Source organism: Paraburkholderia sp. FW306-02-B (assembly GCF_058782725.1).
In genome coordinates, this window is record NZ_JBYSXZ010000001.1 from 1,662,878 (window position 1) to 1,684,424 (window position 21,547).

Sequence of the window (21,547 nt, forward strand, 5' to 3'; positions counted from 1 at the left end):
GGAATCAGGATTTACTGACGGAAAGGGAGAAGCTGGACAGGCTATCCTCCTGCATGGGCACACACCTCGATGAATATGGCTTTCAACTAACTGCATTCCGCCTCGGCACATCGTCATTCATAGTACCAGTTACTTACTCGCAACCTACCGCCTCTGTTCAAAGCCTGAACCTCGTAGACACCGCGTGCTAGGTGCTACCGTACGATTGTCACGCTATCGTGACGACGGCGTGCGTGTCGCGCATCTGGGAGTGGGCTCAGCACAGGGAACATCGCGTGACAATTCGCATTGGCAACCTGGAGATATTCCGGGACAGAAGGCAAGTCTGCGTCGAAGGCGAAATTGTGCCTATAGGGACGCGGGCCTGGGACGTTCTGCTACTGCTAATTGAGGCAGACGGCGCCTTGGTGTCGAAGTCCGAGTTGATGGCGAAAGTATGGCCAGAAACCATCGTGGAAGAGAACAATCTCCACGTTCACATCTCAACTCTCCGAAAACTGCTGGGCAAACATCGCAATCTCCTGCTTAGCATCCCTGGGCGCGGCTATCGGCTGCTGACGACCAGAGAATCCACAGAAGTCGCGCTGCCCGTCCAGGTTCATGGGAACCAGCTTGCGCCCGCTACCAACCTGCCCAGCTATTCGCCCAGGCTTTTTGGACGCGAAACATCCGTCGAAGAGATTCTAGGGATGCTCACGGCGCGCAATATTGTTACCTTGATAGGGGCCGGCGGAATCGGAAAGACGACCCTTGGCCTCGAGGTAGGCAGACGAAGCGTCGAAGATTACTCTGGAGGAGTCTGGCTGGTCGAACTGACAAAGCAGAGCGACGCGGAAAGCGTTCCGGCAGCAATTGCCAGCGCCATGGGCTTTACTATGTCGAGTGACGCGCGGGCCGCCCAAGCCGTGATCAATCTGATTGGCGGCAAGCAAACACTTCTCATCCTTGACAACTGTGAGCATCTGGTTAGCGCTGTAGCCGAATTTGTATGCCTCCTAGCGCTCGCAAGTCCGAATTGCAAGGTGCTGGCGACGAGTCGGGAGTCGCTGCGCATCCAGGATGAATTCCTTTTCCATGTCGAACCTCTCGACGTACCCAGCACGGAAGAGTCTGGTACATCGGTACTACAACATAGCGCCGTCCAGTTATTCCTTGCTCGCGCGAGAGCCATGGACGCGCGATTCCCTTCGGACGTGCGGAGCCTCGCACTCACGGGCTTTGTGTGCAAACGGCTAGATGGAATTCCGCTCGCTATTGAACTCGCCGCGGCCCGTGCCGCATACCTTGGTGTAGAGGTACTTGCTAAAGATATCGACGACAGGATTCAAACGCTGGGAGGCGGCCATCGAAATGCACTGCCGCGCCACCAGACATTGAAAGCAACTTTCGATTGGAGCTATAAACTTCTGCCATCAATCGAGCAGAAAGTACTCAACAGACTCAGCGTACTTCGCGGTCATTTCACCCTCGAAGATGCTAGCGCTGTTGCGTCACGCGAAGATCTGCTGGCGCACCAGATAACGGATGCGATATGGGCACTGACGACTAAATCACTCATAGTGGCTGATATCGCGCGACGACCTGGCATATATAGGCTGCTTGAGACAACGAGAGGGTACGCATTCCAGAAACTCAAAGAGAGCGGTGAACAGGATGCAACCGAACTCAGGCGCGTAAGTCACCTGTGCGCGGAGTTTCGGCACATCCGCGACAACTGGGCTATAACCCCGGTCGATCAATCGCTCGTCGAGATTCATCGACGGCTTGAGAACACCCGCGCAGCTCTGGATTGGGCGTTCTCGAAGCCAGCCAATACAAGGCTTGCGCGCGAGCTCGCGGTCCTTCTTGTTCCGCGGCTATTTGACCTTTCACTAGTACAGGAATGTAGTGACCGCGCGCGACAAGCCATCAGCTCCATCCCAGAGAATGGCGACCCTCTCGCAGAGGACGGAAGTCAGCTGCGCCTGCTTTGCGCTCACGCGTCAGGCATGGTCTATACCGGCGGCCCGGGTCCGCAGGTAATGCAAGAATGGACGAAGGTGCTCGAGTTGGCAGTAACAGCCGGGGAATCATGGTTTGAGGCGCGCGCAATGTGGGGATTGTGGAACGCCTGTCAATATGGCGGCAGATCCCGCGATGCACTCTGCCATGCCAGGCGGTTCGCAGAAGTTGCGGACCGCGCCGCAAGCGAGCCGCATCAGATCCTTTCGCTGCGCATTATCGCCATTGCGGAACACTACTGCGGCAATCACGCCCGAGCTGACGAGTTGCTTGAGAAAATGCTTGATCGTTATGTGCACAACATACATCGACGCGATGCCATCGGCCTTGGTGTCAATCACTGTATCGTTGCGAAGGCTACCTTGGCGCGGCTCCGACTTGTACAGGGGCAAACCAATGAGGCGCGTCATTTGGCCCGCGCCACATTGGAGGAGGCCCATAGTTACGGCCAAGCCATGGTGACCAGCTACGTACTGGTCGAGGCAGTCGTACCGATTTCGCTCCTGACAGGTGATATGGAGGCGGCCCGCCCCGCGCTTGAGAACCTTCACGAGTTGTCGACAAGATTCGGATTCGAAATTTGGCGAACATGCAGCGAATGCTTCTCTGCTTTAGTGGCGTGGGCCTACGAATATGACGAACGACTGTATACCCGCTTCACCGAGTCAATCGCCGCGATGTGCGCTCTTGACTATCTGGCGCACTACACCTTGCTCCACGGTCTGACAGCAACTGTCCTCCAGAAGGCGGGCAGGAACCAGGAGGCGCTGGCCTGGTTGAAACCCGCGTTGAGTCACTGTGAGCGAACTGGCGAGCGCTGGTATTACCCCGAGCTGTTACGGATAAAAGGCGACATTCTGCGTCAGTGGCAAAACGGACAGGATTGGGCGGTTGAGGCAGAGTCGACTCTGATTGCTGCGATGGTCCTGGCCCGCAACCAGGGAGCAAAACTGTTCGAACTCCGGGCCGCATTCAGTCTTGCAAATCTATTGCAAACGCAGGGTCGCGTTCAGGATGCGCTCCTCCTGGCACCTATTTTGTCGGCGTTTCCAGCTGAGGAGAGTGAGGACGCTCGAGTTGCCAGCAATCTTCTCGATAGACTTCGACTGGGAAACGAAGACGTTCCTTGATCACTTGCGGCGGTGAAGGCGACTTTCATATTCTTGAGCCGACGCCAAGTTCTACGGCGACATCAGAGGCATCAGCAACAGTAAGGGGTTCGATCCTGCCGACGATCACGAGATAGCTGAGTGCACCTAGCAGGCAGGAGCCGCCGGCGACACAAAGTGGAACTTTGAAGGAGCCATTCGTCAGGGCGACCATGCAACCGGTGAAGGTCGTTATGACGATGCCCGCGAGATTTGACGCGAAATTCTGGATTCCACCGATCGATGCGACGTGATCTGGCGTTGGCGCGACATCGTTAGGCAGTGACAAGATGCTGGCGGCAGCAAACGCGAGGCTGCCATATGCGACGCTAAAGAACGCGAGCACCAGATAGATGTTCGTCGTAAATGCGGAAAGCGTAATGACCGACGAGAGCAGCATTCCGCCGACCATGCAGGATTTGCGTGCGGCCGTCAGACTCCAGCCGAGTCGTACGAGAGAATCGGACACGAAGCCGCCCAGCCAACCGGCGGGGATCGCGATGAGCGCGGGAACCATGCCAAGCGTGCCGAGAGACTTCAACGAGAACCGGTGCGTCTGGATCAGATAGCTCGGAAACCACGTGATGAAAAAGTAAATTACGAAGTTCAGGCAGAAGAAGCCGAGCATCATTCCCCATAGCGTGCGATATGTGAAGAGCGAACTCCAGGTGATTTTCCTCCAATTAGCGGCTTCCGATTGCGGGTATGGATCGACTTCACCGGTGAGATGTCCGTGTGAAGGATCGCGGTAAATCAGAAGCCATCCGACAATCCAGACGAAGCCCAAGGCTCCGGTGAAAATAAAGGCGGCCTTCCAGCCGAAAGAACTGATGATCAACGCGACGACTGGGATCGAAAGCGCGGAGCCGACGCGGGTGCCGCTGTCGTAAATGCCGGTCGCGAGCGCTCGTTGCTGAGGGTTGAACCATTGGGATACGAGCTTCACACAAGACGGATACGCACCCGCTTCGCCGACGCCCAGCATCAGTCGGCAGCCGAATATGCCTGCGATGCTGGTCGGTACGGCGGTAAGCACGGTGAATAACGACCACCAGCCTACGGCGAGAGGAAGTGCAATGCGCGCGCCGACGCGGTCGACGAGCCATCCGAATGGCATCTGCATGAGCGCGTAGGTCCAGAAGAATCCGCTCAAAACAAAACCCATTTCAGTCGGGCCTATGCCTAGCGCACTTTCGATCTGCGGCGCGGCAACCGCAAGGTTCGCGCGGTCGACGTAGTTCACCAGATTCGCCAGAAAGCAGAGAGGAATCACGACCCAACGTCTCTTGCGCATTATTGCTCTCGGGCCAAAAGCGGTATGTTTTCTTTGATCTGTCACGGACAAATAGCGCGCTCTGAGCGCCGCCGCGCCCCGGGCGCCTCGGGTGAATTGGCGGCGATGTGCTTGACGCGAAACTGGGCGAGCGCCCGGCCAAACTGCGTCAGGTTGCTCCGATCGACCTTGTCGCTGGGCCTTGACGACCACGCTGCTGCCTGCCGCGAGAGCCGAAGCCGTGTTGCCACCTGCGACCGAATAGAGGATTGGGAAATTGCTTGAGCCGAACACACCCGCTGGACCGAGGGGGACTTTTTGCATTCGCAAATCGAGTTCCACAAGCCCCACAGTGCACGGGCATGAAACTCCTGGTCGCCGCATTCGAGCGCAAGCGTGAATACATGCCGTCAAAGTTCGGCCGACTTCGAGACGGGTCCATGAGCAGAAGATAGTGCCGACACCAAGGCGGCGCGCACGCGCATTTCACTTGCGACATCGATCGATCTGGCGGGATGGGTTTCTAGGGCATCGACTGCTTGCGCGGCGCGCGTGCAGCACTCTTCGATCATGCCGCAATCGAGCAAAGCGCCGACCAGATTCGACGCGAGTTCGACGCCGAGCGGCGGATCGCCGTCGGGTGAAAACGCCCAATCGAAAGCACTCCGCGCGTCGTCGAGCGTCTGTCGAAGATCCGGTGAATTGTCTGCGCCACGCCGAATCGTCTCGCTCGAGCGGGCCTGGAAGCAACTGGAGAGATAGCGGGCACTACGCGAAGTGATTTCCTGCTTTTCGCCTTCAGCCTGTAGCTTCTCCAATGCATACGCACGGGTCGATTCGGACAAGCGATATTTCGCCACGGGACCATCGAACTCGACATTGACGAGCGATTTGGCCACGAGTTCACTGATGCCGCAGATCACGCTTCCTCTCGTCAATTCCGCGTCGCACACGACCGCGCACATCGCCTCGAAAGTGAAATTGCCGCCGAATACCGCGAGACGGCGGAATAGCGACTGGGTGCTTGCGTCGAGTAGCGCGAAGCTCCAGTCGAAAGTTTCGCGTAAGGTTTGATGGCGCGGTAGCGCGGTCCGATAACCGCCCGCCAGAATCGCCATCCGGTCATCCAGCCGCCGATACACGCCTTCTACGCCGAGCGAGACGATGCGGGCAGCGGCCAACTCGATGGCCAGTGGGATGCCGTCCAGGCGGCGGCAGATCTCGCCGACGAGCTGGATATCCAGGCTTTCCGCGCCGCCTTGTCCCTGCAACGAATTGGCCCGCATCAGAAACAGATTCACCGCCGAACGCTGCAAAATCTCGGCGTCGGAGGAATGGGGCGGTGGAACATCCAGCGGATCGACCCGAAACACCGTCTCGGGCACGATACGAAGCGGTTCTCTGCTCGTGACGAGCACGCGCAGTAAAGCGTTCGCTGCAATCAGTGACTCCACGGTCTCCGCCACATAGCGGATAACATGCTCCGCATTATCTAGCAGAAGGAGCCTGCGGTTTTTTCCCAGCGCTGTCGCGACTTGCTCAATATCAGGCTGCTGGCCAGACATGGACAGCCCGCACCCTTCGACAATTGCCGCGAGCACTGCCTCATGTGTGTTTAACGTGGCCAATTCGACTAAACACACAGGTTCGGGAAAATCCGGCGCGGCGTGACGTGCCGCTTCGATCGCGAGACTGGTTTTGCCTACGCCGCCGGCGCCGACCAGCGTCAACACATGGGTTTGGTCCATGATCGCGCGGATCTCGCTGACCGCTGCATCACGCCCCACGAAGTCGGTCTTGGGCTTCGGCAGACGGCGCCCGCAGGACGCATGTGAGTCGGCTTCTTCTGGCGGGGATTTTTTTTGCGCTCGTAGAAGCTGATACCCGCGGCCGGGGACGGTGAGGATCAGATCCCGGTCCGGGCCGAGTATCTTTCGCAGCGCAGAAAGATGGACATGTATGTTGTTCTCTTCGACTATGGTCTCCGGCCAGACTGCATTCATCAACTCGTCTTTCGTGACGAGACGCCCAGCGGCTGATGTGACCACGGCGAGAATGTCGAAAGCGCGGGACCCGAGGCGCACGACTTCGCCGCCTTGCCACAAAGTGCGCGTCTCCAGATCGATTTGAAAGCGGCCGAGTTCGATCATGTCAGTTTCAGGTGCAGGAACAATGAGCGTGATAGGGAAATGAAGGTGGGGTGCTGACGGAGCGCAGGTATGAGCATTCGCATGGGCGTGCACCTTGCTGCGAGTCTTTGCCTTACTGCGCTACTGCGGATATGTTGAACTATTCGCCGATACAGATCGCAGTCGCTTACCACCCGTCGAGACTGAAGTTACTGCCGTCCCGCCGTGTTGCATGAACTAATCAGTGCAAAACGTGTGTCCCACCAGCAGTTCGTCAGACAGAAGACGACGGGACACGCCGCCACACGCCCGAACGGTCATCATCGATCTGATCGAAAGGTACCTTGGCTAAAAGGGCGCGTCTTGTCTGTTAGTGCGATGCTTTGTATAAAAGTCTATCGGCATACACCGGGGCCACTGGTCGATCTATCGTGCCAACGTTTGATCGAAGCGAAGTGCCCATTGCTCAGCGGCCTACCTGCCGACGCCACGATCCCGGCGGAGTGCCAACCATTTGCGAAAAGGTTCGCGTGAAGTGGCTTTGATCGGCGAAGCCACACGCGATGGCGATTTCCGACAGAGATGAGTCCGAGTGTTTGAGCAGGTCGCGCGCGCGATCGATACGATGCTCGAGCAGCCATTGATGCGGTGTGCGATCTGTGGTTTCACGAAACGCGCGGATGAAGTAGCTTCGTGACAGATTGCATGCGTTTGCGATCTCTTCGATCGAAACATTTCCCTGCGTCTTTGCGAGCAGCATGTCTTTGGCTCGAGCTTCATGTAAGCCGGAAAGTCGCCGGTTTTTCTGGTTCGATTGAGAGGGCGCGTTGCCGTATCGATCGAGCAAATGCGTCCCGATTGTGACGCCCAGTTGCTCGACAAAGAGTGGGCTTGCCTCGCTCTGGCTATCGAGCGTGAGCGCCAATACCTGCGCTAGGTGGCCGAGGATGGGATCTTTGCGGCCGGCCACCGATGAAAGACGTGGTGTGCTCGATCCGAATCGCTCGTAGCAAGTGTTCGTGATGAAAGCGCGTGAGAGTTCCACCAGAAGGAAATCGAACCCGCCCTGCAACTCGGCTCGATAGTCTTCTGCGAAGTCGCGAATATAGACCGAACCCGTGTCGAAGCCGTGCGTCGTCCACCCGCGCCCAGAAAAAATGCGCCGGCGATGTCCGGCCTTCAGTGACACGCCGATAAGAAAACCACGATCCGAGGCGTGCATGTCCACCGCACTCGTCCTGTCGTCGCGCGTGCACTTGCGAAAAAACTTGAACTCACCCGTGTCGAATTCGAGGTCTTTTTGCAATTGGCTCGACAAGCATCCTAGCGAGTCCTTCGGTCGTACTGCTGTGGCGGTGGAAGTTTGTGTATGTTTAAACATGATTCGTAACCTCGGCTCGTCGCGTTGCAGTCTTACTCTAGGGTAAAGTTAACCGAAAATTAAGGGTGTAAGAGTCCTATCATTGTGGCGTATTTGCCTCGTATGCCACCGTTTCTATTTCCGCCTCGACATATGACGTGACTGCGAAACGACAAAGGCGTAGGTGCTTTGAAGCAGAAATGCCGGGAATAGCCGATCGCTGTGCAAAGCAGTATCGGGGTCCGGTGTACACGTGACTGACGCAGGAGATCGTGCGAGGGCACGAGTGCGTCGGTACGAGGAAGGTGACTTGCAGTCCACCTTGCGTGGACATGTGTATCGGGAAGCAGGATCGCGCGTTTGCGGGTCTCGGCTGCGCTAAGCAGCCAAGGCCCCGCGCATCTGCGGGAGTGCCGCGCTCAATGATGCAAGCGCAGCACTCGAATGCGCCTTAGCTCTGCAGGAACTCGAGCAGATCGGCATTGATCTTATCCGCCTCGGTCGTGCACATGCCATGGGGCGCACCCGGATAGACCTTCAGCGTGGCATTCTTCACGATTTTCGCCGACAGGCGACCCGCCTGGTCGATCGGAACGATCTGGTCGTCGTCGCCGTGAAGGACCAGCGTCGGCACATCGATCTTCTTCAGATCAGCAGTGTAGTCGACCTCCGAGAACTGCTTGATACATTCGTACTGGCCTTGGACCGAGCCGAGCATGCCTTCGCGCCAGAACTCGTCGATCGTGCCTTGCGAGATTTTCGCGTTGGGCCGATTGAAGCCGAAGAAGGGCACTGCGAGGTCCTTATAGAACTGCGAACGGTTGCTCACGACACTTGCACGAATGCCGTCGAACACGGACATCGGCAGACCGTTCGGGTTGCTTTCGGTCTTGACCATGATCGGCGGCACTGCGCCGATCAGCACGACCTTGGCAACACGCGAGGTACCGTGGCGGCCGATGTAGTGTGCGATCTCGCCGCCGCCCGTCGAATGGCCGACGAGCATGGCGCCCTTCAGGTCGAGCGCGTTGATCACCGCAGCCAGATCGTCAGCGTAGGTGTCCATGTCGTTGCCGTGAGACGGCTGGTCGGAACGGCCATGGCCGCGGCGGTCGTGGGCGATGACCCGATAGCCTTTCTGCACCAGGAATAGCATCTGTGGATCCCACGCGTCGGCATCGAGCGGCCAGCCATGTGAGAAGACGACCGGCTTGCCGCTGCCCCAATCCTTGAAGAAAATGCGCGTACCGTCTTTAGTCGTTACCGTGTTCATCGTATGACGCTCTCCATGCTGTGGGTTGGATGAATTGCCCGCGTGTGCACTGCTGCTGGCGGACGCAGCGGCCATCGCGACGGTCGGTACGGCCATTGCAGCGATTGCCGCGCCGGCTGCGCCTGCGCCCGCCACAAGCATCTGCCGACGATTCGCCGATGGAATTCCCGATTGATTAGTCATTTTCTCTCCAGTCTTGTGATGTTGGTGGATGTGTCGTCGTGACGATGCGTGACGGGACATCACGGGTTTCAATCGTACGGATTTGGTAGTTTTTTTGAACTTCAGAATCCTTAAATCTTATTAACTTGAAGCGCATGCGCGGGTCACGTCACTTCGGTTAACGAGTTTTAATAACGTTTCACTGACCCCGGGGCAGCGGAGCTGATTAAGATGAAACGGTTGCAACGGGAGCGAGCTCCCCCGCGCTGACATGGCCTTTGCGGCCCATCTCAATTCAATCCAATCAACAGGAAACTATCATGCGAATTTCCACACTCGTCGCGACTTGCGCTGCCGTCGTCGCGCTCGTCTCAAACGCAGCCATTGCCCAAACGAGTAACGAAGCCGTGGCATCGCAACCCGCCGCAGGAATGACGAAGGCGTCGATCCGTTTGCAGAACCGGCAATTGTCGAAGGCTGTTCGTCGCGCGCTGTATTCGACCAAAGGGTTGAACGCCAGCAACATTGCGGTGCTCGTCAAAAACGGAACGGTTTCTCTGGTAGGTACGGTACCTGATGCGGCACAGATTCCGGTAGCGGGCGATGTTGCCAAACGCGTTCCGCAAGTGGCAGCCGTCGACAATCGTGTGATCGTTGAGGAAGAAGGCGGCGGCCGGTAAGTGGTGGGCTGCCGGATGCGTGGGCGGCCCTAAAGCGATCACTGTGACGGATAGCCGAGCCCGAACGATTGGGCAAGCCGCGGACCCTGCTGAAGCAGGGGCTCGACAGCGCTCCGCCGCGCGGTGGCCCAATCGTGGAGGAGCTGCACGAGGTCCGTTTGAGGCATAGCGAGCGCTTCGGCGATGCTCACGGCGTCGTCGGCGGATTTCGAGGTGCCCGAGCCCGTGTGAGGCCGCAGCGTGCACGCGGCGTCGCCCACCAGCGCGATGCGCCCTTTGGCGAACGAGGGGCTCAGGGCGTCGGAGATGGCTTGCAGGAATGGCGCGTCCGTCGCGGCCACCAGTTGCGACCACGTGCGCGGCAGCCCATCGAGCGCCGCCCGATGCAGATACGCAAGCGACTGCTCTGACAGCTCGCCTGGCGAGACTGATGCGTGGTGCCGGTGACCGTCGCGTCCGGTCAGGAACGCGCCGATCGATGACTCGTCCGGTTCGTTTCTGTACCAGAGCCAATTGAACCGGCGCATGCCGGACTCGAGCGAGCCGTTCAGCGCGGGTATCAGAAACGTCATGAACAGTTCGGCATCTGAACGGTAGAGCGTCATGTTCTCGATCAGATCCACGACATCGCCGCGGTTGAAAGCGTTTTCGCTCACCACCCCGCGCCACGCAATGTAACCTGCGTACGACGAAGCGTTACCGGGAAACAGCATGGAACGAAGCCGCGAGCCGGTGCCGTCGGCGGCGATCAGCATGTCTGCGCGAACCGGCGCCGCGCCGTCGTCGAAGCGGATTTCGACGCCGTCCGCGTCTTCGGCAACACTCGTTACGTTGCGCCCGTAGTGAAGCGCGCCGAGTGGCAGCATGCTGCACAGCGACCGGTAGACGGCGTCCCACGATGAAAACGGCAGCAGCTCGGGATCGTCGCGTGTCACATTGCCGTCGATATCGATCCAACGCCGTCGGTGCGTCGGCACCGCAAGCATCACGCGGGTTCGATGGCCGTGCTGTTCGAGAAACCGCAGCATCTGCCGCAGCACCACGACTCCGCCCCCGCGGCCCCGCAGCGGCCCTGTGGAGCGCTCGTAGACATGCACGTCGTGACCCGTGCATGTCAGCGTCAAAGCGCATGCGAGCCCTGCGATTGAACCGCCCGCGATTGCAATTTTCATGCAGTTAGCGACGCCATGTCGATCCTCTATACGTCTATTTGCCGGCGCAAGCTGTCACCGCCCAAAGGCATGTCGCGCAGACGCTTTCCGGTTGCATCGAAGAGTGCGTTGCCGAGCGCGCCGGCGGTCGGTCCCATCGACGCTTCGGCAGCCCCGAGAAACGCCGCACCAGGACGATTGATGAGATGGACGTTCAAACTGCGCGGAACGGCGGAGAAGCGCAGGATCGGGTAACTGCTCCAGTCGAAGCTTCTGATTCTCTCGGTATCGAACTTCAACTCTTCGTAAAGCGTCCAACTGGCCGATTGAATCACGCCACCCTCGATCTGATTCCGGATACCGTCGGGGTTGACGATCTGCCCGGCGTCTACCGCGACCTCGGCGCGTTCGAGAATTACCTGACCCGTCTCAGGCACGACGGAAATCTCGACGGCCATGGCCACATAAGCCATCAGGTTCTTGTATTTACCGAAGGCGAAGCCGACGCCGTGGTTCGGTTTCCGCGGCGCGCGCCGCCAGCCGAATTTTGCAGCGGCGAGCTGAATGACCTCGCGTGCGCGCGGGTCCTGCATATGCTTGAGCCGGAACGCGACCGGATCGGCGCCGGCCGCGGCGCTCAACTCATCCATGAACGTCTCGATCGTGAAGACGTTCATGTGCGCGCCGAGTGAGCGCATCGCCGACGTATGCAACGGCATGGTCGGCGAGAAGTTGTTCATCACATGCAGGTTCGGGAACGTGTACAGCGGAATCGCGTTGCGGTCGCCGCCGCCCTCGGGCTGCACCATCGGCACCGACGGCGCCGATACGAACGGTTTCTCCAGCATGGTCGCCGGAACGAGCCGGCCCGCATTCACGATCCGCTCGTTATGCGAACTGCTCCACAGCGCATAGTTCCAGCCTACGATGCTTCCGCTCGCGTCGAGCGAAGCACTCACTTCGGTGACCATGGCGGGCGTGAAGTGGTCCCACGTGTGCTCCTGTTCGCGCATCCATTGCACACGAACCGGCCGGCCGGCCATTTCGCGGGCGATCAACGCGGCGTGTGCGGCTACGTCGTCCGCGCCGTTGTGGCCGTAGCATCCCGATCCTTCTACGTGAATGCAGCGTACGTTCTCCTTGGGCAGCGACAGCATTTCCGCAAGGCCATCGCGCAGCGGATAGATGCCTTGAGAGTGAGTCCAGACGGTCATGTTGCCGTCCTTGAATTGTGCGACCGAGCAGGAAGGGCCGATCGAACCGTGCAACATATAGCGCTTGGTGTACTTTGCGCTCAGCGTTTTCGCAGCCGTTCCGGCCGCGCCGTGGGTGTTCGCGATCTCGATGTGTTCGGTGGCGATCTGTTTCAGATCGCGGTGCACAGTGGCTGGGTCGGGCAGGGCGCGCCCGGCGCTCCACTGGCTTCCCGCTGCCAGTGCACGTTGTGCCAGCACGGCCTGCCATTCACCTTTGGCGACCACCGCGAGCATGCTGCCGTTTCTGATGACGTTGACCACACCCGGCATCTTCAGAATATCGGGTGTGTTGGTATGCGTCAGTTCTGCGCCGTAAACCGGCGGCAGTACCACACGCGCATGCAGCATGTCCGGCATCGACATGTCCTGAACGTAGCTCGGGCCGCCGGTCACCTTGCCGGGGATGTCCAGCCGCGGCAATGACGTGCCGATCATCGCGAACGTTGCCGGGTCCTTCAACGGCGACTCAGGCGAAGCCATGCGATGCAGATCGGCGGCGCCGACCGCTTCGCCATACGTCATCGTCCGGCCATCTGGCGCCGTGATGATCGCGTTGTGGACTTTCAGCACGCTGCTGCTGACGCCGAAGCGTTTGGCCGCTGCGTCGACCAGCAGCCCCCGCACCTGGGCTGCGGCGTTCAACAACGCGCTGCCGCTGTCGGCGATGGTGTGACTTCCCGCCGTGAGTCCTTCGTCCGGTGAGGTGCCCGTGTCGGCGGTCAGAAACGTAATCAGTGACGGCGCCATGTCGAGCTCTTCTGCCGCGATCTGCAGCAGCGCGGTGCGCACGCCGGTGCCGAGTTCGACCTTGCCGGTGTAGACGGTGACTTTGCCCGCTGCGTCGATCTTGATCCACGCGTCGAGAAAGGGGTTGGTCTTCAGGCTGCCCGCGAGCGTCTCGGTCGCGTTGGCCACGTGCACGGCGGCGCCTTCGTCCGCGATCACTTCTTGCGCCATGGCCTTGACGCCGGGGAACAGACTGAAGCTCACCATGAGCGCGCCGGACATCATGAAGCGGCGGCGTCCTTCGTTGATATCGTCTTCTTTGACGCTCATTGCGTGCCTCCGTGGCTCGCCGCGCCGTGAGGCGGGGAGGGCGCAGCGCCTGGCGCGGGCGGGTGCGCGACTTCGCGGATCGCGGCGAGGATACGCATATGGGTTCCGCAACGGCACAGGTTCGGCTCCATATGCTCGCGCAGTTCGCGCTCGGTCGGCTGCGGATTGCGGTCGAGCAGCGCCTGCGCGCGCATGATCATGCCGGCGATGCAATAACCGCACTGCGCGGCTTGATGCTCGATGAACGACTTTTGCAGCGGACCGGGACGGTCGGCCGTGCCGAGACTTTCGATCGTGCGAACGGAGCGGCTGCCGATCGACGACACGGGAATCAGGCAGGAAAAGACCGCCTGATCGCCCACGATCACCGTGCATGCGCCACATTGTCCGAGCCCGCAGCCGAACTTCGCGCCGTGCAGGTGCAAATCATTGCGCAGCGCATAGAGCAGTGGCGTCGACGGATCGATATCCAGCGCGTGCTGCACGCCATTGACGGTAAGGTTGATCATCGCGCCTTGTTCTCCTCTCTGACTTTTGCCACGGTGGCTTCGACATCGTTCCACGGGTCGCGCTGCGAATAGGTTGTGCGGATGTAGGACGCCAGATCGGCGATTTGCTGATCGTTATAGACCTCGCTGAAGGCCGGCATGTAGTTCATGCTGTCCTCGCCATGCCAGCCGTTACCGCTAAGGATCATCTGAGCGGTGTTACGTGGCGTCGGGGCATTGACGGCGGTGCTGAACGCGAGCGTGGGGCGCTCGCCAATCGATTGCATCGGTGCGGCGGGGCCGTGGCATTGCGCGCACGACGCGGCGAACAGGAATGCGCCGCGTTGCGCCGCAGGCGATGGTTCGCCATGTGCTGCAACTTCGGCAGACGCATTCGCGACGGCCGGCTGCGCTTTCTGTATCGACAGGATGTACGCAGCAATCGCGTTCACGTCCTCCTCAGGCACGGTGGCGAGGTCGCGAGTGACGGGCAGCATGGGAGCGGCCGCGGCACCGTGTTCGCTTGCACGACCGCTGCGTAAATACATGACGAGCTGTTCCTTAGTCCACGGTTTTGGCGCCGAGCCAAGTGCGTTCAGTGGGGGGGCTTCCCAGCCGTCGACGATGCCGCCGTCGAATGCATGTCCCGTTTTTTCACCACCAATCGCATTGAGCGGCGAATGGCATGAAGCGCAGTGTCCGAGGCCGTCGACCAGCAGCTTTCCGCGATTCCACTCGGCATCTTTCGAGGCATCCGCGGCCTGCTCGCCGGGGTGAAGGAACAACACGTTCCAGAAGACTAGCAAGGGACGGAAGTTCAGCGGGAAGATCAGTTCGTTCGCGGGCGCGCTCGCGTTGACCGGCTCACGTGTCATCAGATACGCGTAGGCCGCCGAGATGTCGCCATCGGACATGCGCGTGAAGTGAATATAAGGAAACGCAGGATAGAGCAGGTGACCATCGCGGGAGACGCCGTGACGCACCGCTCGCGTGAACGCTTCCAGCGACCAGCCACCGATGCCCGTCTCGACGTCGGGCGTGATGTTGGTCGCGTAGATCGTCCCAAACGGCGTTGCAAGCGGCAAGCCGCCGGCGAACGGCTTGCCACCCTTGGCGGTATGACAGACGATGCAGTCGCCCAGCGCCACGACTCTCGCGCCGGCGAGCTTCGTCTGCGCATCGAACGACGAAGCCGGCGGAGGTTGTGTGGGGGCAATGGCGGGTTTCCACATCAGCAGCGTGGCGACGATCAGCGCGGCCAGGATGACTACGCCTCCTACCGCCAGCAATTTGGCCTTTCGAGTCATTCACCCACCTGTCACAGAAGTCTTGAATCGAGTCTGCACACCGCGCTGTGTGCGCGGCCAACGGGATGCCTCCGTCATGCCTGAGCGCTGCTGCTATGGAACGGGTAGTCGATATAACCGGAGTGGTCGCCGCCGTACCAGCCGACCGGCTTCGGTGTTGCGAGCGGTGCATGGGTAGCAATGCGCTCGACCAGATCGGGATTGGCGATATACGCGCGCGCAAACGCGACCAGATCGGCTTCGCCGTCACGGATCAATGCGTCTGCCTGATCGATGGAAATGCCGCCGTTGAGAATCAAGGTCCCCGAGAAAACCTTGCGCAAGCGCTCAATGATGCGCGGCAAATCCGGTGCGCCGCTCCAGCCATTCGTGTCAGCCGCGTGAAGGTAGGCGACGCCGAATTCGCTGAGCATCTTGCCGACGTAGTCATAGGTGCCGTCCGGATCCGCGTCGCGCACGTTGTTGTAGTGCGCATACGGCGAAATGCGGACGCCGACGCGATCGAGGGGGACCACTGAGCCGATCTCTGTGAGCGTGTCGCGAAGGAAGTTGGCACGGTTCGCCAACGAGCCGCCGTATCGGTCATCCCGCCTGTTGGTGGTCGAAGAGAGGAATTGATGCGGCAGATAGCCGTTTGCCGCATGCACTTCGACACCGTCGAAGCCGGCTTCGATCGCGTTGGCCGCGCCTTGCTTGAACTCCGTTATGGCGAGCTTCACTTCGTCGGTCGACATAGCGCGCGAAGGCGTGGCGTGGATCTTGGTGTACTGGCCGTTTTGCAACTGCGCCCACACCTGCAATTGCTCGAGATCGTCGTTCAGGCCCGAGGGCGACAACGGCGCCTCGCCGCCGAGCAACGCGAACGAGGCAACTCGTCCGCCGTGCCACAGTTGCATGAAGATACGGCCGCCGGCGTCGTGCACCCGGCCCGTGATGTCGCGCCAGCCGGCGATCTGCTCGGCCGTGATGATGCCCGGCGTGAGCTCGAAGGCTGCCGACGCCGAACTGACATTGGTCGCCTCGGTGATGATCAGCCCCGCGGACGCGCGCTGCGCATAGTACTGCGCCATCATGTCCGTCGGGCGGCCGCGCAGCGGTGCACGCGAGCGTGTCATCGGGGCCATCACGACGCGATTCGGTAAGCGCAGCTCATGCAGGTCGTGAGCGCTGAGAAGAGGTGACATGGTTGTTCCTTTTTGCGAACGATCGAGCGTCGTTCAGATGCGTGACAGTACAGAGCAGCGTATCGATGACGGCACAAGAATTCCTGAAGCCACGCTGAATTTTTGTGAAACCGGAGAGTGTTTGTCCGGCTTCCTGAATAAACCTATTGCGTTAGGCCTGGCGAGCGGCGTGCGGACGGCCGATCGCCAGATAGTGAACGAGCGCCACGAGCGGGAAGGCGGTGGCGACGCCGGCGACCAGCGGCCAGCCACCGTGCTCATAGAGCGGGCTGGCCAGCGCCGAGCCGAATGCGCCGCCTACAAAGATGCTGGTCATATACAGCGCGTTCAGACGGTTTCGGCTCGCGGCATGCAACGCATAGATTTCGCGTTGTCCCAGTACCATGTTCATCTGCACGGCGAAATCGAGGACGATTCCGGTCGCGACGAGTCCCACTACGCCCCACGCCGGATGGATCAAGGCCGGTGTGTAGGCAAGCGCGCCAACGACGAGCGCGATCAACGTCGCGCGCACGGTGTGCCCTGCGTCGGCCAGACGCCCCGCAACCGGTGCGGAGGTCGCGCCGATCGCGCCGACCAGCGCGAAGATGCCGATGGCGGTTTGCGAGAGCCCGAACTGCCGGGTTAACTCGACGGGGATTGCGGTCCAGAACAGGCTGAACGAAGCGAACATCAGCGCCTGATACAACGACCGGTGACGCAGAACCGGCATGGTGCGGACCAGATGGCCGAGCGAGCCGATCAACTGGAAGTAGGTGGCCTTGTGGTCCGGCTGGCGGCGCGGAATGGTCAGCGCGAGCACGCTGGTGACGATCGCCATCACGACGGTCGCGGAACCGAACACCGCGCGCCAGCCGAAGTGCCCGGCGATCATACTGGAAATTGGCCGGGCCAACAGAATGCCGAGCAACAGCCCGCTCATGATGGTGCCGACGACCTTGCCGCGCGTCTCGTCCGGCGCGAGGTGAGCCGCGAGCGGAATCAGAATCTGCACGGCGACGGAGCTGAAGCCGACCAGCAGCGAGATCGCGAGGAACCAGCCCGGCTGATGAGTGAAGGCTGCGGCGCCAAGACTTGCGATCGACACCAGCGCGGTGGTGATCATCAGCTTGCGGTTCTCCAGTAGATCGCCCAGCGGCACGAGAAAGAACAGCCCGAATGCGTAGCCGATCTGCGTCAACGAAACGATCAGGCTGGCCATGCTGCTTGACATGTGGATGTCGGGTGCGATCAGTTCGGTGATCGGTTGCGCATAGTAGAGATTCGCGACGATCGCGCCGCAGCAGAACGCGAACAGCGCGATCAGGCCGCGTGTCAGCTTGACCGGGCTTGCGCTGCCCGCAGTGGGGGATGCTTGGGTTGACATGGAAACTCCGTGAAATCAGGAAATAGATAAACGTGGACTTGTACGTAAGCTCAGATGCGAGCTCAGCGAGCGATGTTCATTGCCCGGTCGCCGAGCGATATGCCTAGATCCGTCATCAGCCTGCCGCGTTGCAACTGCTGGTTTTCCCAACGCTTGAGTACCGAATCGATGGTCGCCCCGGCCTGCCACGTTGCCGCCAAGGCAAGCGCGAGCGCATGTGCATTGGCTGCGGCCTTCGCGGTGCTGCCGGCCGTGTGCGGCCGCGGGACCGAGGCGGCGTCGCCGATTAGCACGACCCGGCCGAACACCATCTGCGGCGCGCGCAGATCGACGATCGGTTGCATAAACGGTTCTTCCGTCGCATCGACGAGCGCGCGAAACGTCGGCGCAAGCAGCGCCTTCGCGTCATCGCGAAGCTGCTCGATGTCGGCGTTCTTGGTCGTGCCCGGCGGCAACGAGAATGGGCGCGCAGCGCCGCGACGGTCGACCAGAAGTCTGTCGAGTTCTTCGCGGCTGTATTTGCGGTACCACACCCAGTTCCAACGACGCTCGCCGACCACGGTCGAGTCGTCCTCACCTGGAATCAGATAGGCGAGGGCCGAGTGGTCGCGGCCCTGCTGAAACGTAAAGCGGTCGCGCAGCGTATCCGCTGCGCGCAGCGGCAGATCGGGCTCTGCAACGAGTCCGCGCCATGCCACATAGCCTGCGTAAGTCGGAACGATCTCGGGCAGCAGGCGCCGTCTAAGTGTTGAGCGTATGCCGTCGGCACCGATCAGCAGATCGGCCTGTTCACTGCGCCCGCTTTCGAACTGGGCAACGATCTGCTCGCCCTCCATCCGGAAGTCGGCAAACGTCTCGCCCGTATGGAGGGATTGCCCAGGCAACGCATCTCTCATGGCCCGGTACAGCAGGCTCCATGAGGTCTGCATTTGCGGCATGAACAGTTGCTCCACGCGATTGTCTTCGCGGTCCAGATAGATACGCTCGCCCGACGCCACGCCCGGAGGATCGGGCAATACCACACCGGCGAAGTGGAGCGCATCCAGGACATCCGGCTGGAGCACGATGCCGCCGCCGCGGCTGTCGAGTTGGTTTGCCGACGTCTCGAACACGTCTACATCCCAACCAGCCGCCCGCAATGTGGTGGACGAGAACAGTCCGCCGAGCGAACCGCCGATCACAATGGCGCGAGGTTTCTGGAGCGATTTCATGCTGCGCTCCGCTGCACCGCCGAACGCAGTGCGTTGGCAAAGACGGCAGGCGGTTGTGCACCGCTGATGAGTTCGCCCGCAATCACGATGGTGGGCACTGCCTGAACGCCGAGTTTGTCTGCCTGATTGCGCGCCGCGTCGATTTCCCGATTGCCGGAAGCGGACTGCAGGTACGCGCGAGCCTGGTCCGCGTCGAAAGCCTGTTCGGTGGCGATGGCGACCAGCGTGTCGAACGAACCGATGTCGCGACCTTCTGAGAAATAAGCAGCGTAGATGCCGTGATAAAGCGCGGTGGTTTTCTGCGCTTCGTGACTGTCCTGAGCGAACTGCATCAAGCGGTGTGCGAGACGCGTGTTCGGCGTGCGCAGTACCTGGTTGTAGTTGAACTGTGCGCCCGCCGTCAGACCCGCGGCCGCGACCTGCGCGTCCATGCTTTGCGAACGCGCCCAGCTGCCGAATTTGCGGGTTCGATAGCTGCGCCGGTCCATGCCTTCGACCGGCATCGACGGATTCAACTCGAACGGCACATAGCGGATCGAAACGGCCGCGCCGACGCCGGAATCGATGAGCGCCGCGGCGAGATTCCGTTGGCCGATCCAGCACCACGGACAAATGAAGTCGTAATTGACCTCGACCTGAATGGCTTGCATGTCGCACCTCTCACTAGGTAACGCAAGCAGCTTAATCGTTGCGAGAAGTTTGCTGAATGGGTCTAAAATGCAACCCAACGTTGCGTATGGCGCAACCAAACCATCGTTAAGGCCGTTCATGGACAAGCTCCTCGCCCTGAATACGTTGCTGGAAGTGGCCGACGCCGGTGGCTTTTCAAAGGCTGCCCGACGTCTGGGCGTGGCCACCTCGTCGGTCACGCGCCTGATGGATTCGCTGGAGGCCACGCTGGGTACCGCGCTTCTGACCCGCACACCGAGAAAGGTCAGTCTCACGGACGCCGGCATTGCGTACGTCGAGCAGGTCGGCAAGGTGCTGGACGATCTGGCCGAAGCGGACGAGAGCGTATTCGACAGCGGCGCTTCGCCCGTCGGCGCGCTTCGCATCACGGTCCCCTCCACCTACAGCCGATTGCGGCTCGCTCCGCACCTTGCAGCATTCCTTGCCGACTATCCGCGCGTGTTTCTCGATGTCGTCGTGGCCGATCATTACGCCGATCTCGCGCTCGACAGAATCGACGTTGCGATACGGATCGGCCTGCCTGACCGCGACGCCAACCTGATCGTCAGAAAGCTGGCGGACAATCGGCGCTATGTCGTTGCCAGCCACGACTACCTTGAACGCAGCGGCATGCCGGAAACGCCGCAGGCACTCGATGCACACGAGTGCTTTCGCGTGGCATACGGCGGCGCCTATCGAACACGCCAGGTCTGGACCTTCCGCCGCGAAACCGTTGAGGAGCGAGCCGAGGTTCGCGTTGAAGTGCGCGGCCATCTGCTGTCGAACAGTCTCGACATCCTGCTTGACGCCGTGCTGGCGGGGCGTGGCATTGCGTTGCTGCCTGAATGGCTGGTTGCCGCCGAAATTCGCGCGGGACGCCTGATGCGCCTGTTTCAGAACTTCGAGGCGAGTCCCCATAACGGCGACGCAATCGTCTATGCAGCGTATCTGCCCAATCGCCGCCACTCCAGCAAAGTGCGCGCGCTCGTTCAGTTTCTCGAATCGCGGGTCCACACTTCGCTGGAAGCTTGAGCCACGGCGTGCTTACGTCTTGCAAGCGTCTTCGCATCACGCAGCGTTATGCGTGACGTCCCGATTCGAACAGGAACCACACGCGCTGTTCTGCTTCGTCAATCCAGTTTTCGAGCAGACTTGCCGTTGCGACATCGTTGTACTCGCCGCACAGCGAATGCGTCTCGCGCATGTAGCCGGCGAGCGCCAGATTGTCCTCGCGCAATTCGGCCAGCATGTCGCTGGGCGTCACGAAATCGGCGTCGTTGTCGAGAATCCGCTGCAGCTTCGTGATCTGCCCGGTGGAGTGCAGCGTTTTGCCGCCGACCTTGCGTGCGCGTTCCGCCATCGGGTCCGTCGTCGCGAAGATCTGGTTGGACTGCTCGTCGAGCAGCAGGTGGTAGTCGCGGAAGTACGGCCCCGACATATGCCAGTGGAAGTTCTTCGTCTTCAGATACACCGCGAACACGTCGGCAAGCAAGGTCGTCAAAGCGGCGGCAATGTCGCGGGTTGCCTCCTCGGTCAGGCGTGTCGGTGTTTTAAGTGGAGCCGCGCGATGGGCTGCGGCGGTAAATGCTTCATTCATGGCGAGTCCTTTGACGTGTCGATAGATACAACGTGCGAGTTCATGAATCCGGCAGCTTGCATTGTAGGAATGCGTGATACGTAAAGTCCTGCGGAAAACATGAAATGTTCTGAACCGGGAATAGAGATGCCCGCCTCGCGATCAGTCGCGGATCTCTTCCCGCAAGTTTTATTTAAGAACTATTAAGGACTTTGCCAAGGACTCGGCGAGGGGCCGTGGCTAGACTGGGCTTCAGT

The 21,547-nt window shown here is 60.3% G+C and carries 16 protein-coding genes; 3 read left to right on the forward strand and 13 right to left on the reverse strand.

Annotated features, from left to right (window positions below):
- Positions 1 to 275 precede the first annotated feature (275 nt).
- Positions 276 to 3,131, forward strand: coding sequence for an ATP-binding protein (locus AC3WOG_RS07370; RefSeq protein ID WP_492577364.1), 2,856 nt, complete (start codon positions 276 to 278; stop codon positions 3,129 to 3,131).
- 25 nt (positions 3,132 to 3,156) lie between these two features.
- On the opposite strand, the gene AC3WOG_RS07375 is transcribed toward AC3WOG_RS07370, so the two are convergent.
- The 4 genes from AC3WOG_RS07375 to AC3WOG_RS07390 form a co-directional block, all read right to left on the reverse strand.
- Positions 3,157 to 4,443: an MFS transporter gene (locus AC3WOG_RS07375; RefSeq protein WP_492579734.1), complete on the reverse strand. Its 1,287-nt coding sequence runs from the start codon at positions 4,441 to 4,443 to the stop codon at positions 3,157 to 3,159.
- A gap of 389 nt (positions 4,444 to 4,832) precedes the next feature.
- Positions 4,833 to 6,572 carry an ATP-binding protein gene (locus AC3WOG_RS07380; protein ID WP_492577365.1) on the reverse strand — a complete coding sequence of 580 codons (1,740 nt, stop codon included), beginning with the start codon at positions 6,570 to 6,572 and terminating at the stop codon, positions 4,833 to 4,835.
- A gap of 445 nt (positions 6,573 to 7,017) precedes the next feature.
- Positions 7,018 to 7,932, reverse strand: a complete 915-nt coding sequence (locus tag AC3WOG_RS07385) for a helix-turn-helix domain-containing protein (RefSeq protein WP_492577366.1) — start codon at positions 7,930 to 7,932, stop codon at positions 7,018 to 7,020.
- Between the two features lie 430 nt (positions 7,933 to 8,362).
- Positions 8,363 to 9,184: an alpha/beta fold hydrolase gene (locus AC3WOG_RS07390; RefSeq protein WP_492579735.1), complete on the reverse strand. Its 822-nt coding sequence runs from the start codon at positions 9,182 to 9,184 to the stop codon at positions 8,363 to 8,365.
- A 482-nt stretch (positions 9,185 to 9,666) separates the two neighbouring features.
- On the opposite strand from AC3WOG_RS07390, the gene AC3WOG_RS07395 reads away from it, so the two are divergent.
- The gene (locus tag AC3WOG_RS07395) at positions 9,667 to 10,026 is read left to right on the forward strand and encodes a BON domain-containing protein (RefSeq protein ID WP_492577367.1); all 360 of its coding nucleotides are present in this window, start codon (positions 9,667 to 9,669) and stop codon (positions 10,024 to 10,026) included.
- 38 nt (positions 10,027 to 10,064) lie between these two features.
- Here the strand turns inward: AC3WOG_RS07395 and AC3WOG_RS07400 are convergent, their stop codons facing one another.
- The 8 genes from AC3WOG_RS07400 to AC3WOG_RS07435 form a co-directional block, all read right to left on the reverse strand.
- A complete protein-coding gene (locus tag AC3WOG_RS07400) occupies positions 10,065 to 11,198 on the reverse strand; it encodes an FAD binding domain-containing protein (RefSeq protein WP_492577368.1) in 1,134 nt (377 codons plus the stop codon).
- A 26-nt stretch (positions 11,199 to 11,224) separates the two neighbouring features.
- Positions 11,225 to 13,489 (reverse strand): xanthine dehydrogenase family protein molybdopterin-binding subunit, encoded by a 2,265-nt coding sequence (locus AC3WOG_RS07405; RefSeq protein WP_492577369.1) that lies wholly within the window; start codon positions 13,487 to 13,489, stop codon positions 11,225 to 11,227.
- Positions 13,486 to 13,998, reverse strand: a complete 513-nt coding sequence (locus AC3WOG_RS07410; RefSeq protein WP_492577370.1) for a (2Fe-2S)-binding protein — start codon at positions 13,996 to 13,998, stop codon at positions 13,486 to 13,488. Before AC3WOG_RS07410 ends, AC3WOG_RS07405 begins: the two co-directional genes overlap by 4 nt.
- On the reverse strand, positions 13,995 to 15,284 hold the full coding sequence (locus AC3WOG_RS07415; RefSeq protein WP_492577371.1) for a c-type cytochrome: 1,290 nt from the start codon (positions 15,282 to 15,284) through the stop codon (positions 13,995 to 13,997). The genes AC3WOG_RS07410 and AC3WOG_RS07415 overlap by 4 nt, the downstream gene beginning before the upstream one ends.
- Before the next feature lie 74 nt (positions 15,285 to 15,358).
- Positions 15,359 to 16,468, reverse strand: coding sequence for an alkene reductase (locus tag AC3WOG_RS07420; RefSeq protein ID WP_492577372.1), 1,110 nt, complete (start codon positions 16,466 to 16,468; stop codon positions 15,359 to 15,361).
- Between the two features lie 151 nt (positions 16,469 to 16,619).
- Positions 16,620 to 17,834 carry an MFS transporter gene (locus AC3WOG_RS07425; RefSeq protein ID WP_492577373.1) on the reverse strand — a complete coding sequence of 405 codons (1,215 nt, stop codon included), beginning with the start codon at positions 17,832 to 17,834 and terminating at the stop codon, positions 16,620 to 16,622.
- Positions 17,835 to 17,896: 62 nt separating this feature from the next.
- Positions 17,897 to 19,045, reverse strand: a complete 1,149-nt coding sequence (locus tag AC3WOG_RS07430; RefSeq protein ID WP_492577374.1) for an FAD binding domain-containing protein — start codon at positions 19,043 to 19,045, stop codon at positions 17,897 to 17,899.
- Positions 19,042 to 19,695, reverse strand: coding sequence for a DsbA family oxidoreductase (locus tag AC3WOG_RS07435; protein ID WP_492577375.1), 654 nt, complete (start codon positions 19,693 to 19,695; stop codon positions 19,042 to 19,044). Before AC3WOG_RS07435 ends, AC3WOG_RS07430 begins: the two co-directional genes overlap by 4 nt.
- A gap of 118 nt (positions 19,696 to 19,813) precedes the next feature.
- On the opposite strand from AC3WOG_RS07435, the gene AC3WOG_RS07440 reads away from it, so the two are divergent.
- A complete protein-coding gene (locus AC3WOG_RS07440) occupies positions 19,814 to 20,746 on the forward strand; it encodes a LysR family transcriptional regulator (RefSeq protein ID WP_492577376.1) in 933 nt (310 codons plus the stop codon).
- 46 nt (positions 20,747 to 20,792) lie between these two features.
- Here the strand turns inward: AC3WOG_RS07440 and AC3WOG_RS07445 are convergent, their stop codons facing one another.
- On the reverse strand, positions 20,793 to 21,311 hold the full coding sequence (locus AC3WOG_RS07445) for a Dps family protein (RefSeq protein ID WP_492577377.1): 519 nt from the start codon (positions 21,309 to 21,311) through the stop codon (positions 20,793 to 20,795).
- Positions 21,312 to 21,547: the final 236 nt, after the last annotated feature.

Bases quoted from the DNA above. Each gene is read 5' to 3' on its own strand.
- AC3WOG_RS07420 (WP_492577372.1), bottom strand. From the start codon at position 16,468: ATGTCACCTCTTCTCAGCGCTCACGACCTGCATGAGCTGCGCTTACCG.
- AC3WOG_RS07390 (WP_492579735.1), bottom strand. From the start codon at position 9,184: ATGAACACGGTAACGACTAAAGACGGTACGCGCATTTTCTTCAAGGAT.
- AC3WOG_RS07435 (WP_492577375.1), bottom strand. From the start codon at position 19,695: ATGCAAGCCATTCAGGTCGAGGTCAATTACGACTTCATTTGTCCGTGG.
- AC3WOG_RS07405 (WP_492577369.1), bottom strand. From the start codon at position 13,489: ATGAGCGTCAAAGAAGACGATATCAACGAAGGACGCCGCCGCTTCATG.
- AC3WOG_RS07400 (WP_492577368.1), bottom strand. From the start codon at position 11,198: ATGAAAATTGCAATCGCGGGCGGTTCAATCGCAGGGCTCGCATGCGCT.
- AC3WOG_RS07375 (WP_492579734.1), bottom strand. From the start codon at position 4,443: ATGCGCAAGAGACGTTGGGTCGTGATTCCTCTCTGCTTTCTGGCGAAT.
- AC3WOG_RS07425 (WP_492577373.1), bottom strand. From the start codon at position 17,834: ATGTCAACCCAAGCATCCCCCACTGCGGGCAGCGCAAGCCCGGTCAAG.
- AC3WOG_RS07395 (WP_492577367.1), top strand. From the start codon at position 9,667: ATGCGAATTTCCACACTCGTCGCGACTTGCGCTGCCGTCGTCGCGCTC.
- AC3WOG_RS07410 (WP_492577370.1), bottom strand. From the start codon at position 13,998: ATGATCAACCTTACCGTCAATGGCGTGCAGCACGCGCTGGATATCGAT.
- AC3WOG_RS07445 (WP_492577377.1), bottom strand. From the start codon at position 21,311: ATGAATGAAGCATTTACCGCCGCAGCCCATCGCGCGGCTCCACTTAAA.
- AC3WOG_RS07440 (WP_492577376.1), top strand. From the start codon at position 19,814: ATGGACAAGCTCCTCGCCCTGAATACGTTGCTGGAAGTGGCCGACGCC.
- AC3WOG_RS07430 (WP_492577374.1), bottom strand. From the start codon at position 19,045: ATGAAATCGCTCCAGAAACCTCGCGCCATTGTGATCGGCGGTTCGCTC.
- AC3WOG_RS07385 (WP_492577366.1), bottom strand. From the start codon at position 7,932: ATGTTTAAACATACACAAACTTCCACCGCCACAGCAGTACGACCGAAG.
- AC3WOG_RS07380 (WP_492577365.1), bottom strand. From the start codon at position 6,572: ATGATCGAACTCGGCCGCTTTCAAATCGATCTGGAGACGCGCACTTTG.
- AC3WOG_RS07415 (WP_492577371.1), bottom strand. From the start codon at position 15,284: ATGACTCGAAAGGCCAAATTGCTGGCGGTAGGAGGCGTAGTCATCCTG.